The 12,170-nt window shown below is 48.2% G+C and carries 11 protein-coding genes and 1 pseudogene; 4 read left to right on the top strand and 8 right to left on the bottom strand.

The features are described from left to right. Positions 1–554: 554 nt before the first annotated feature. A pseudogene (locus tag NDA06_RS02990) lies at positions 555–1,928 on the bottom strand (aminopeptidase P family protein); the annotation flags it as partial. Between the two features lie 88 nt (positions 1,929–2,016). Beyond that, the gene (locus NDA06_RS02985) at positions 2,017–2,448 is read right to left on the bottom strand and encodes an NUDIX hydrolase (protein WP_190526433.1); all 432 of its coding nucleotides are present in this window, start codon (positions 2,446–2,448) and stop codon (positions 2,017–2,019) included. Between the two features lie 180 nt (positions 2,449–2,628). On the opposite strand from NDA06_RS02985, the gene malQ reads away from it, so the two are divergent. Beyond that, the gene (malQ, locus tag NDA06_RS02980; protein WP_190411758.1) at positions 2,629–4,140 is read left to right on the top strand and encodes a 4-alpha-glucanotransferase; all 1,512 of its coding nucleotides are present in this window, start codon (positions 2,629–2,631) and stop codon (positions 4,138–4,140) included. Here the strand turns inward: malQ and NDA06_RS02975 are convergent. The 3 genes from NDA06_RS02975 to NDA06_RS02965 are packed head-to-tail and all read right to left on the bottom strand — an operon-like array spanning position 4,131 to position 5,898. Further along, positions 4,131–4,310: a hypothetical protein gene (locus NDA06_RS02975; protein WP_190984949.1), complete on the bottom strand. Its 180-nt coding sequence runs from the start codon at positions 4,308–4,310 to the stop codon at positions 4,131–4,133. The genes malQ and NDA06_RS02975 overlap by 10 nt on opposite strands. After that, positions 4,310–5,113, bottom strand: coding sequence for a RodZ domain-containing protein (locus NDA06_RS02970; protein ID WP_190411760.1), 804 nt, complete (start codon positions 5,111–5,113; stop codon positions 4,310–4,312). The genes NDA06_RS02975 and NDA06_RS02970 overlap by 1 nt, the downstream gene beginning before the upstream one ends. Next, positions 5,110–5,898, bottom strand: coding sequence for a pseudouridine synthase (locus tag NDA06_RS02965; protein WP_190411761.1), 789 nt, complete (start codon positions 5,896–5,898; stop codon positions 5,110–5,112). The genes NDA06_RS02970 and NDA06_RS02965 overlap by 4 nt, the downstream gene beginning before the upstream one ends. Positions 5,899–6,074: 176 nt before the next feature. Here NDA06_RS02965 and NDA06_RS02960 point away from each other — a divergent pair, with 176 nt between their 5' ends. Continuing rightward, complete coding sequence (locus tag NDA06_RS02960; RefSeq protein WP_190536935.1) at positions 6,075–6,794, top strand: DUF2993 domain-containing protein; 720 nt, start codon at positions 6,075–6,077, stop codon at positions 6,792–6,794. A 153-nt stretch (positions 6,795–6,947) separates the two neighbouring features. Here NDA06_RS02960 and NDA06_RS02955 read toward each other — a convergent pair whose 3' ends face one another. The 3 genes from NDA06_RS02955 to NDA06_RS02945 form a co-directional block, all read right to left on the bottom strand. Next, positions 6,948–7,820: a phosphatidate cytidylyltransferase gene (locus tag NDA06_RS02955; RefSeq protein ID WP_190411763.1), complete on the bottom strand. Its 873-nt coding sequence runs from the start codon at positions 7,818–7,820 to the stop codon at positions 6,948–6,950. A 277-nt stretch (positions 7,821–8,097) separates the two neighbouring features. Next, positions 8,098–8,688: a precorrin-6Y C5,15-methyltransferase subunit CbiT gene (gene cbiT, locus NDA06_RS02950; RefSeq protein WP_190411764.1), complete on the bottom strand. Its 591-nt coding sequence runs from the start codon at positions 8,686–8,688 to the stop codon at positions 8,098–8,100. A gap of 110 nt (positions 8,689–8,798) precedes the next feature. After that, complete coding sequence (locus tag NDA06_RS02945) at positions 8,799–10,298, bottom strand: aminotransferase class I/II-fold pyridoxal phosphate-dependent enzyme (RefSeq protein ID WP_190984950.1); 1,500 nt, start codon at positions 10,296–10,298, stop codon at positions 8,799–8,801. Positions 10,299–10,528: 230 nt separating this feature from the next. Between NDA06_RS02945 and NDA06_RS02940 the strand changes: the two genes are divergently transcribed. Both NDA06_RS02940 and ychF read left to right on the top strand, forming a co-directional pair. Next, the gene (locus NDA06_RS02940) at positions 10,529–10,876 is read left to right on the top strand and encodes a hypothetical protein (RefSeq protein WP_242047373.1); all 348 of its coding nucleotides are present in this window, start codon (positions 10,529–10,531) and stop codon (positions 10,874–10,876) included. A 33-nt stretch (positions 10,877–10,909) separates the two neighbouring features. Then, on the top strand, positions 10,910–12,001 hold the full coding sequence (ychF, locus tag NDA06_RS02935; protein ID WP_190984951.1) for a redox-regulated ATPase YchF: 1,092 nt from the start codon (positions 10,910–10,912) through the stop codon (positions 11,999–12,001). The last annotated feature ends 169 nt before the right edge of the window (positions 12,002–12,170 follow it).

The following is a 12,170-nucleotide window of genomic DNA, read 5'->3' as shown; positions in this document are numbered from 1 at the left end:
GAACTGAATAGTAGTATCTTTTTAAGATATATTTTCATTATTTAATAATACCTTTTCAAGGCATAGCTAGTAGTTGTTTGCAATACATTTTTCAAAAAAATTGTTTTTTAAAGTTTTGAATCATTGCATAGAATACCAGCATTATTCATTTAGCTAATCGCTAATTTAAGCATAAGAATCGCTACAACACGTCCAAAATCAAGCCAATCAACCTTTTAAGAAAAAAACAAATGGGGAAAAGGTAAAATTTTATTTACCCTTTCCCCAAAGGATTTCTTACCGGCACGAACTTATTTAAGCAGTTGTAAAGTAGAAATTAACCCATCCGGGTATTTCTCAAGCGCCTTTTGTTTGGCAACCTTGTGGTCTACATCCAGAAAATACTCACCGCTATCTGCCTCAATCGCGATAAACCAGTCAGGATAATCCTTCATCAATTGGGGGCTAACTTGTTCAAAAATTGCGCGACAACGCTTAATAAAAGTGGGAATACCAGCGGGTGCTTTTCCAGTCATTGGTTGCCCGGTTCCGAAGAAAACGCGGGATTCCTTCTTAACCAAAGACTCAATTACATCGGCATCGGTTGGCAATGCTGCTGTGAGAACTTCGCTGCCTGATTGGGTGACTAGAACATCATCTTCTATGCGAATCCCGCGTACATCCTGAAACTGAGAGAGGCGATCCCAATTCACCACATCCTGATATTTTGCCCGGAAATTGGGGTCATTTAAAACTGCCGGAACTTGATAAAATCCTGGTTCAATGGTGACTAACATTCCAGCGCGTAAGGGGCGATCGAGCCGCAGGTAAGCTAAACCAAAGCGATCGCTTCGAGTTCTCCCCTCTTCATACCCCGCCAAATCCCCCAAATCTTCCATATCGTGGACATCCAAACCCACTAAATGACCGATTCCGTGAGGGAAAAACAAGGCATGAGCATCCATTTCTACCAAATCTTCCGCACTGCCTCGCAGAATGCCTAAATCCACCAACCCTTGGGCGATCGCAGTCGCTGCCAGTAGATGAATCTCCCGATACTCCACATCCGGGCGGATTTTGGCAATACAAGCATCGTGAGCCGCCAAAACCAAATTATAGATGTCTCTTTGGGTAGAAGAAAACTTCCCCGATACAGGCCAAGTGCGCGTGACATCTGCTGCCCAGCCCATCGATGTTTCAGCGCCCACATCTGCCAGCAGCAAGTCTCCCGATTGCAGGGGGTGCCAATACTGCTGATTGTGGAGCACCTCCCCGTGAACCGTAACGATACTGGGGTAAGCGCAGCTCATATTCTGTGAGATGATGACACTCTCCATTGCCGCACGCACACCTGCCTCCAACTTGGCGCTGGATGTGGCAGCCATTCCCGCTAAGTGAGCTTCCACGGTGACAGATGCAGCTTGTCGTAATTCTGCCAAAGCACCTGCATCGTGGCTGAGTCGCAAAAATATAATGGCTCGTGCTAACTCCCCATCAATTCCCTGAGATGCATTTGCGGATGCGATCGCGCGATGCATTATCTGAGCTTGTTGCTGCCTAGTTGCGGCATCCTGCACCGAGATAGTCGCAGCATCCGCTGAGCGTGACTCCAATTCTGCCATCGAAAATGCCGCATCCGCTCCAAGCGCCTGGGCAATTTCCTCACGTTTCGGCATTTCTCCATGCCAGAGGGCACTGGCAGGAGACGCATCATCCATAAACAGTTCTAGTTTCCCAGCTTCGAGGCGGATCGCCGTATTTTCCAGAGGTACCCCCGCAAAATAGAGGAAATGACTGCTGGCGCGAAATGGGAAAGTATTGGCTGGATAATTTCGGGAACTACTACGCCCAGACCAGAGAATAACTGGAAAATCAATTAACTCGGCAAGTCGTTGCCGCCGGTGAAGCAGAGTAGCGGCAAACGTGCGATTTCTCTGAAGTTGCATCATAGCGAGTAGCGGCAGTTTATGGCTTTTCCCTTTTGTATTTAAGTTTAACCTGAGCTAAAAAGCCATTACCCATTGGCTATAAACCGCCTCAAGACAATCGAGGACGTATCCCGTAATGCCGATAACGCCAATAATCATGCAGGATTTTGCCGTGATCGAAGCATAAATCCGTGGGAATTCGCCAAGATTCAAAAATTCCAACCGCCTTGGCATCATCAGCAGCTTGAGGTTCGCCCGTTGCCGTTGCGATAAACACAACGCTCATCGTGTGACTTCGCGGATCGCGGCTGGGATCGGAATATACCTGGAATTGTTCAATTAACTCCACCTGTAAGCTAATTTCTTCCTGCGCTTCACGCCGCGCCGCCGCTTCTGCTTTCTCCCCGTAATCAATAAACCCACCCGGAATTGCCCAACCATAAGGTGGATTTTGGCGTTCAATTAATACAATCGGTCGATGCGGTCGATCGATCAGTTCAATAATGATATCGACAGTCGGAGCAGGGTTTCGGTAAGTCATTCTGAATATATTGCCCCCAATGAGCGGGATCGAGGGAAAAAAGGCTGAATTTATTCTGCCGCGATCGCTGTCATTTATGACGGCTGAATTACCGAATGCAACCCGCCCTAGGAGTGAGTGTCAAACTTCTGCGTACCGTGATAATGTCAAATCGTTTGCATCCTCTCCATCAGGTTATTTATGCCGTTTCCTAGATCTAGTGGCATTTTGCTACACCCCACTTGTTTTCCTAGCCGGTTTGGCATCGGCGATCTCGGGTTAGAAGCTTATCGCTTTATTGATTTTTTGGTGGAGAGTTCCCAGCAATTTTGGCAGGTTTTGCCATTAGGACCAACCGGCTATGGCAATTCTCCCTATATGTGCTATTCAGCATTGGCGGGAAATCCCTTACTGATTAGTCCTGAGAAGCTGCGCGACGAGGGGTTACTTACCGAGGATGATTTTTCTGGATTGCCAGAATTTTCCCTAGACAGGGTGGATTTTGAGCGGGCGATCCAGACCAAAATGCCTTTGCTCGCTAAAGCCTGCGAAAACTTTAAAAACCAGGCATCAACCTTACAGCAAAAGGAATTTGCAAGTTTTTGCAAGGCGGCTCATTGGCTTGATGACTATGCCTTATTTATGGCGATCCGGGAAGCTCAGGGACACGCTAGTTGGTATAACTGGGAACCGGAAATCGCTAAACGCCAACCGGAAGCCTTAGAACAGTGGCGGCAGCGGCTGAATGATGAGATTTATTACCACAAATACTTGCAGTTTGAGTTTTTCCGGCAATGGACTCAACTGAAAAGCTATGCCAACTTGGGCAGTATTGAGATTATTGGCGATATTCCAATTTATGTGGCTCACGATAGTGCCGATGTCTGGTCGCATCCAGATATCTTTTGCTTGGACGAACAGACGGGGGAACCGGCGCTGATGGCTGGAGTTCCACCGGACTACTTCAGCGCCACAGGCCAGTTGTGGGGCAATCCAGTCTATAACTGGGAAAAGTTGCAGCAGCAAAACTTTAAGTGGTGGATACAGCGCTTTGAATCTTTGTTAGATTACATTGACATTATTCGGATTGACCACTTCCGAGGTTTCCAAGCCTACTGGGCAGTTAAGCAGGGCGAAACGACTGCTATGAATGGGGAGTGGATTGAGGCTCCTGGAGAAGCTTTCTTTAAGCTACTGAACGACAAATTAGGCAAGCTTCCTATCCTGGCAGAGGATTTGGGCGTGATTACCCCAGAGGTAGAGGCGCTGCGAGATAAGTTTGAATTTCCGGGGATGAAGATTTTACAGTTTGCCTTTGGTTCGGATTCTGGCAACGGCTTTTTGCCTTTTAACTATCCGCGCAACTGTGTGGTTTACACCGGCACCCATGATAATGACACCACGGTAGGCTGGTTCTATCAACTTTCAGACTATGAAAGGGAGAATCTCCTGCGTTATGTGGGTTGCATCAGTTCCGACGGCATCCACTGGGATGCGATCCGGCTGGCGATGGCTTCGGTGGCAAATCAGGCCATTATTCCTTTTCAGGATCTTTTGGGATTGGGGGGCGATGCCCGAATGAATTTTCCCGGCAAAGCAGAGGGAAATTGGGAGTGGCGGTATCGACCTGAAGCCGTGAACCAAGAGATCGGCTATCGTCTCAAAACTCTAACTGAAACTTTCGGTCGCGCCCCAATTAAGAATCAGGACTGAGGGGTGAGGGGTAAGCAGTGAGGACTGAGGACTGAGGACTGAGGGATCGGGGTTGAGAGGTGAGGACTGAGGGTGAGGACTTGGGCGATCGCTTGCGTCACTGGTGTATATCGCGTGTCTTTGAAGAAAAACGCGATCGCGTCTCGACCCTCACAGTTCTCAGCACTCATTAAGACCCAGGAGGATTAGCGGCAAAGGTTACTTCTCGAACTTTACCGGGGGCACCCAGTTTCTTTGCCTTTTCATCATTAAAAGCGACTAGGATACCACCCGCATTACCAGCTTTTACAATCAGTGTCTCCTCTGCAACCCAGATGCGCTGAGTGCCTTGGGGGAGCGTTCCCTCAAACTGCGTCTTGCCATCCACCACTACCCGAATCCATGATGGGGTTTTGACGGTTACGCCAACCCGTACCGGCTTACCCGTTTGACTGGTATTGCTGCTGAATACTGCTGGGGTAAACGGCCCTAGTTTTTCTTGCAAGTCTGTATTGGCTGCATTAGCTTTGGCGAGAGACTCTCTAGGCGATCGCTCTTGAGTCCCGCCCTTTCCTACTTCTAAAGCCGGACGATTCACCACGTAAGACAGACCGTTCACTGCACCAATCACCAGAAACACATAGATCAAGTAAAGGTGAATCGGTCGCAGCTGAGCTGATGGCAAATAATACCGCCAGGTCGGCTTAATAAGCTGGAAAATCGGCCCACTGGGAAAAGTGTCAGAATACTCTACCCCATCTAATCCCAGTGCATCAGCATACCGCTTGATAAAGCCTTGAATATAGACGGGTTCAGGCAAGATTTCGCGCCTACCTTCCTCAATTGCCTTGAGCAGACGAACTTGAATCCTGGTTTTGTCGCCAACTTCCTCTAGGGACAGAGATTGTTCCTCACGCACCTGGCGGAGGCGAGACCCCAGTTCTTTTAGCTTCTCAATTTGTTGCTGTTGAAGATGAAGTGGATTCTCCTTCATACACGGCGCTCCTTGATGTCTGCTGGCACTTCTATTGATGTTAGATTGACTTGGTTTTGTAGAAAACTGATTTCAAAATCTTCAAGAAAACGATAAGTACCAGGGAACATAGGCTCCCCTGTTCGTTTTAAACAAATGGGACCAATCGCGGCACGGTGTAGATGAATGACGGGATAGCCCAGTTGCTCGGCAATGCGTCGAATTTGTCGGTTTCTCCCTTCTGTAAGAATCACTTCCAAGCAGGTTTGAGAACCCCGCACATCCAAAACGCGAACTTGAGCAGGCAATGTCTTTTTCCCTGACAGTAGAATACCCTGACGCCAGGATTTTAGTACCTCTTCTGGGGGATGACCCTGAATCCAAACTTGGTAAGTTTTAGGAAGATGATATCGCGGATGGGTCAAGCGTAGCGTCATTTCACCGTCATTTGTGACCAATAACGCGCCGGTGGATTCGGCATCTAGACGTCCAACTGGATGCAATCCCTGACCTTCTCGGAGTGCAGGAGGCAGTAAATCAAGAATCGTGCGGCGCTTTTGAGGATCGCGGCACGTAGAAACTACCCCAGCAGGTTTGTAAAGCAAGATATAGAGCATTTGAGGACGATGAGCTGGGAGTACAAGTTTGCCATCAACTTCAATCCGGTCTTGTTCTGGATTTGCTGTTTGCCCCAGATGCACAACAGTACCATTGACCCGCACGCGCCCTGCTTCAATCATTTTTTCAGCTTGGCGGCGGGAGGCAATACCCCATTGGGAAAGAATTTTTTGTAGCCTTTCGGCCATAGGCGAAATCGAGCGACGAATGAATAAAGGTTAGGGCTTAGCTTGTTGAGGCAGTGCCTCGGCTAGACTATTAGGGATTTTTGATCTTAGATTTAGGATTTTGAAGGAATCGCCAGTCTAAAACCCAAAATTGACCTCTAATTAGACTATGTACAAATATTACAGGAAGAAAGCCATTGACATCTAAGCAAGGGAGCAGGATTATCAGCACAACATTATCACCAGCGTTGCGGCTGTGGTTGCGATCGCAAGTTTCACAAGTTGAAAACCTCCAGTTTAAAATTTCCGGAGGCGATCGCCAAATCCTTACAGGTTATATCCCTCAAGTTTTTATTGCCGCCAACCATGCAGTGTATCAAGGACTGCATCTGTCACGCATTCAGTTAACCGGAGAAAACATTCGCATCAACCTGGGTCAAGTTCTTAGAGGTAAACCTTTACGCCTTCTCGAACCCATCCCCGTTTCCGGTGAGCTAATACTAGAGGAGACAGACCTTAAGGCATCTCTCCAAGCACCCTTATTCGCCACTGCTTTAACTGATTTACTGGGGACACTACTCCAAGCAGTTCCAACGCACCCAGCTGACATCTTAAAAGACCAGCAAATCAGTTGGCAACAGATTACCATCGATCCGGAATGTTTGAAACTCAGCGGCACTTTAACAGACCCATCGGGTAAAGCCACACCTCTAGTGCTGCGGACAGGTCTAAAGTTAGCTAGCCCTCACGAACTGCTTCTAGAGTCCCCCTGTATCGAGACGCAAAAGGAACTGCTCCGAGGTAATTTGGATGAATTCAAGATAGATTTAGGCTCAGAAGTAGATATTCAGGAATTAACTGTGATTCTGGGTCAGTTAGTTTGTCGCGGACGGATTAATGTCATTCCAGCCGAATAAAAATAGGACTTAGGAGTTAGGACTGAGGGCTGAGGACTGAGGAGTTAGGACGGAGGGTTGGCTAGGACTGAGGTACACAAAAGAGGCAGATAAAAGAGATTTTCACCATTAAGCTTTGCTTACTAATTGCCCCAATCGTGTAGAAAGACTTTTCTAGCGGGGTAATAAAGGTAACAAGAGCGTGACGAAATAATACACCAGGGGAGCGGTAAACACGTAACTATCAGCCCGATCTAAAATGCCGCCGTGACCCGGAATCAGTTGCCCTGAGTCCTTTACCCCAGCATCTCGCTTCATCATCGACTCCGTTAAGTCTCCCAGCAAGCTCGCAATCCCAACCAGCAGCCCTAAAGCCAAGCCACTGAACTGCCAACTGGGCCAATTCAGATACCAAGCTCCAGCAATTGCCACTACCACACTGCCAAGAACCCCAAATACAGCTCCTTCGACAGTCTTTTTGGGGCTAATCTCAGAAAGGCGCGTGCGACCAAAGAATTTACCAAAGATGTAAGCACCGATATCAGCAGCCCAAATACAGAGGAAGGCCAAAAGCGTTGCCGTCAAACCTTGGGGCAAAGTGCTAAGTTCGTGCCAGGAAGCGGGCAAATAGCCATTCAATGGCTCTGCAATCGCGATCGCGGGAGCGAGTCCGACGCGCAGGCGCACCCAGTAGCTGGGCAGATAGCCGCCGTAGAACAACCCCAATATAGAGGCGGAAATATCGGCAATTGTGGCAAGCTTGGGCTGAAACAGAAGATAGAAACAAATCAACGTTCCTGCCAGGGGAAACATGGCATCTGTCAAGGCTGGTGCCAGAGACGCTGTGATTAACAGAACTTGGCTCACTACCAGAGTAGTTTTGCCAGCGGGTGCCATGCCCTTGGCTCGCGCCATCTGAAAATACTCTAACTGACCGAGATAGACGATGATGCACAGACCAACTGTAAAGAACCATCCTCCAAAAAAGAGCATAAGGAGGGCGACAGCGATCGCAACTATTCCACTAAAAATACGAGACCAAGGCATAAGATGCGCTCTTGAGACCGCAACAACGAAGTTAATCTAGTCTTAATAAGATTAAGAATTACTTTTGCACACTTTAACCGATCTAAAACAGATTTAGGCAATTGGTGCCGTTAATTTAGAATAAAGCCAACGCTTTTTTTCAGCATCCTGCTCATTTCTCCTGACACCGTTCGTCAATCCCGACAAAAAATAAATTTCTTGATGGTACGCATCTTAACGGGAATTTTTGTGTTCTCAATCGTCAAGAATGCTGCTCTAGCCTTTAGAATTAAGATTTTCAATCCAGTTTCTCGCCACTCAAGATAAAAATTGGATTGACTGCGGCAAATATCTGATGGGTGCCTCGCGTTTCCAAACGATTGACGGCAGATTGAACCACCTCGATATTTCGAGCTTGTAATTCGGCGAAGCCTTCGGAAACGGCATAGAGACTTTCTAGATTAGCCGCCGTTGCAACCACCCTACCTTGCGGTTCTAAGTATTGCCAAACGACCTTGAGAATATCCTTGATGGGTTGTCCGCCTTCGATGCAAACCCGATGGGGGGGAACGGGTAAGTCTTTTAGGCACTCTGGGGCGCTTCCTTCAACGACTTCGACATTACGAACCCCAAAGCGATCGCAGTTACGGCGAATCAAACTTGCCACTTCCTCATCGCGTTCTACGGCAATAATTCGACCTTTCGGACACAATAAGCCGGTTTCTACGGGGATCGTGCCGGTTCCCGCGCCAATATCCCACAACACAGAATCGGGTTTGAGTCTGAGTAAGGAAATCAACAGCAACCGCACCTCGCGCTTGCTGAGGGGAATACCGGGCAACCGCTCGAAGAGGTCATCTGGGATACCAGGAGTTACGTAGGGCCACATAGAAAGTTTTAAGTTTTGAGTAGTAGAGACGCGATCGCTCGCGTCTGAAGTTTTGAGTACTAGAGACGCGATCGCTCGCGTCTAAGTTTTGAGTTTAAGCCTGTCTCCAATTAGCGAACAACCTTTAACGTTTTGAGGGTCGGATCGCTACAACCCGTAATACTTCCACCCAAGGCGAGAATCTGTTGCAGGTAATCCAAGGCGGAGGGAGCGATCGCTTCCCCTGGCATCAACACGGGAATTCCAGGTGGATAGGGACAAATAAGTTCGGCGCTGATGCGTTCTACAGTCTTGTCCACCGGCAGCGTTTGGGTTTGGGCAAAAAATGCTTGGCGGGGAGAGATAGAAGGATGAAGCACGAAGGATGAAGGATGAATCTGAAGAAATTCAGCTTTCCACCGGGTGAAAACATCCAGGTATGGGGCTATTGATGTGGTGGGCGATCGCTCCTGCACTAAAATTCGGAGTGCCGATACCATCTGCACAATATCAGATGGAGTGTTTCCCAAACTGATGATAAAAGTCAAACTGTGCAGCGATGGTAACTCAGCAGTCACGCCTAGCTGTTGATGGAGAATTTCATCCGCTTCAAATCCCGTCCAACCTAAGTCAGAAACCTGAACACTCAGCCGCGTTTTGTCAAGGGCAACAAAACCCGGTGTTTTGGCAGTTTTTAACACGGATAACCCAGAAATTTGGCTAATTTGGGTAATCGCTTCCTCAGCTAACTGTAAGGTTTTCGCCATTAGCGCTTCCCCGTGCAATGCCATTTGCTGACGCGCTGCATCCAGCGAAGCCAGCAACAAATAGCTGGGGCTGGTAGATTGTACCAGTTGTAAAGCTTTGCTCAAGCGATCGCGATTGACTCGATTGCCTTGGACGTGCAGCATTGATGCCTGGGTGAGTGCCCCCAGTACCTTGTGGGTGGATTGTACCGTTAAGTCGGCTCCAGCGGCGAGGGCAGAAGTGGGCAAATCTGGATGAAAGGCAAAATGGGCACCGTGGGCTTCGTCTACGAGCAAAGGGATACCGTGCTGATGAGCAATTTGCGCGATCGCGCTTATATCCCCGCAAACGCCATAGTAAGTCGGGTAAACCATCATCACCGCCTTGGTGTCCGGATGCTGTTGCAGGGCATCTGCTACCGCCGATGGGGTGATACTGTGGGCAATATTTAGCTCTAGGTCGTATTCTGGATTCACAAAAATCGGAATCGCACCCGAAAGGATTAAGCCGTGGATTGCCGAGGAATGGATATTCCGAGGCAGAATAATTTTGTCTCCCTCACCACAGGTAGCTAAAATTGCCGCCATTAATCCACAAGTCGAACCATTGACCAAAAACCAAGTGCGTTCTGCCCCAAACGCCGCCGCTGCCAGTTCCTGGGCTTCTTGGATCACGCCTTCTGGGGCAAACAAGTTATCCAACTCCGGTAATTCTGGTAAATCTGCTGGAAACACGGCGGTTCCGAGCAAATCCGCTAACCGTTGGGAAATTCCTTGCCCCCGCTTGTGTCCGGGCGTGTAAAAGGGTGCATGATGCTTCTTGGCGCACGCTTGAAGGGCGTCCACTAATGGGGTAGTTGTTTGAGACCCTGGGATAAAATCCATGCTGGAAATTTTTCTAAAATCGGTGATATCCGGAAGCTAAGCGGGGGAGAAAATCCGAGCGCTTTTTGCCTTTGCCGGTTTAGGATAGATCGTTTCTGCCCAACAATTTCGTAGGGGCAGTTCAACTTGCATCGAAAAGCGATCGCAGACGAGTTAATGCGTTCTCAATACCTGCTACAGTAATGAGTTTGGATGCGGTTGGATGAATCTTCAAGTGTAAGTGTTACGGAATGTCGTTATTCCGGGGGATGTCATTGTTATGCGTTCTTACCTATTTTGATAGGGTTAAATTGTTCAATGCGATCGCCATGATTAATCCCAGTCCTAATCCTATCCCCCAACCAACCATCCCCAGCCCGATCCCCGGATCGGAGCCTAATCCGATTCCTGGATCGCCGCCAGAAGTACCAGAACCCTTACCGGGACCTGTACCAGAACCCATTCCCTCACCTGTGCCAGAGCCAGTGCCAGCCCCCGTTCCCCAGCCGATTCCCTCACCTGTGCCAGAGCCAGTGCCAGCGCCCATTCCCCAGCCGGTTCCAGGTCCGATTCCTCAACCGATTCCTGAACCTATCTAATTGATTTTACCCAGTTTTACCTCTTGAACTAAGATGCTTAGAGCCGGAATTGTCGGACTTCCCAACGTCGGAAAATCTACCTTATTTAACGCCTTGGTTGCCAATGCCAAGGCTGAAGCTGCCAATTTCCCTTTTTGCACCATCGAACCCAATGTTGGTGTCGTGTCGGTGCCAGATGAACGGTTAAACGCCCTGGCTAATATTTCCAGTTCGGCGCAAATTATCCCGACACGGGTTGAGTTTGTGGATATTGCTGGTTTAGTGAAAGGTGCGAGTCAAGGGGAAGGACTGGGTAATCAATTTTTGTCCCACATTCGAGAAGTTGATGCCATTGTTCATGTAGTGCGATGTTTCGAGAATGATGACATTATCCACGTTGCCGGATCTGTTGATCCAGCGCGAGATATTGACATTATTAATTTGGAGCTGGCTTTAGCAGATTTATCTCAAGTAGAGCGACGTATTGAGCGCACTCGCAAAGCTGCCCGTACCAGCAAAGAAGGACAGATTGAACTCGCTGCGCTAGAAAAATTGAGCGCTTTATTAAATGAGGGCAAACCAGCGCGGCGGGCCAACTTAAATGAAGAAGAAGCTGAAGCGCTCAAGGGATTAGGATTGCTCACAGGTAAACCAATTATTTATGCTGCCAATGTCTCTGAGGATGATTTGGCAACCGGCAATAAATATGTAGAACAAGTGCGGGAAATTGCGACCCAAGAAAATGCCCAAGTCGTCATTGTTTCTGCCCAAGTGGAAGCAGAACTAGTCGAATTGCCAGAAGAAGATAAAGCTGAATTTCTGGGTTCTCTTGGAGTGGAAGAAGGCGGATTAAAATCTCTGATTCGCGCCACTTACGAACTTTTAGGCTTGCGTACCTACTTTACAACTGGTCCTAAAGAAACTCGCGCTTGGACAATTCACGCCGGAATGACAGCACCCCAAGCAGCAGGCGTCATTCACTCTGATTTTGAGCGCGGTTTTATTCGGGCGGAGACAGTCGCTTACCAAGATTTAGTAACAACTGGTTCCATGAATGCTGCGAAGGAAAAAGGCTTAGTCCGCAGTGAAGGGAAGGAATATATTGTCAAAGAAGGCGATGTAATGCTGTTCCGTTTCAATGTGTAGGTTAGCATTATCAACTCTATTATCGATAAGTGGCTGGACGCATTTTAGCACCCTCTCTGATTTTGTGTAGAAATGTCGTTTTATCGCGTTTCTAAAAACCCGGTTTCTTATAGAAATCGGGTTTTTCAGTATTTGTACTGAAATCGCAAAAGCAGCTAGTGCGATAGAC

The sequence above is a fragment of the Trichocoleus sp. ST-U1 genome, from assembly GCF_039961835.1.
Classification (GTDB): Bacteria; Cyanobacteriota; Cyanobacteriia; order Cyanobacteriales; family FACHB-T130; genus FACHB-T130.
The sequence above is the reverse complement of the archived record's forward strand: the minus strand, read 5'-3'. Positions and strand labels throughout refer to the sequence as shown.

Coding starts and splice junctions, on each gene's coding strand:
- NDA06_RS02985 (WP_190526433.1), bottom strand. CDS start 2,448: ATGACTTACCGAAACCCTGCTCCGACTGTCGATATCATTATTGAACTG.
- malQ (WP_190411758.1), top strand. CDS start 2,629: ATGCCGTTTCCTAGATCTAGTGGCATTTTGCTACACCCCACTTGTTTT.
- NDA06_RS02975 (WP_190984949.1), bottom strand. CDS start 4,310: ATGAGTGCTGAGAACTGTGAGGGTCGAGACGCGATCGCGTTTTTCTTC.
- NDA06_RS02970 (WP_190411760.1), bottom strand. CDS start 5,113: ATGAAGGAGAATCCACTTCATCTTCAACAGCAACAAATTGAGAAGCTA.
- NDA06_RS02965 (WP_190411761.1), bottom strand. CDS start 5,898: ATGGCCGAAAGGCTACAAAAAATTCTTTCCCAATGGGGTATTGCCTCC.
- NDA06_RS02955 (WP_190411763.1), bottom strand. CDS start 7,820: ATGCCTTGGTCTCGTATTTTTAGTGGAATAGTTGCGATCGCTGTCGCC.
- cbiT (WP_190411764.1), bottom strand. CDS start 8,688: ATGTGGCCCTACGTAACTCCTGGTATCCCAGATGACCTCTTCGAGCGG.
- NDA06_RS02945 (WP_190984950.1), bottom strand. CDS start 10,298: ATGGATTTTATCCCAGGGTCTCAAACAACTACCCCATTAGTGGACGCC.
- NDA06_RS02940 (WP_242047373.1), top strand. CDS start 10,529: ATGTCGTTATTCCGGGGGATGTCATTGTTATGCGTTCTTACCTATTTT.
- ychF (WP_190984951.1), top strand. CDS start 10,910: ATGCTTAGAGCCGGAATTGTCGGACTTCCCAACGTCGGAAAATCTACC.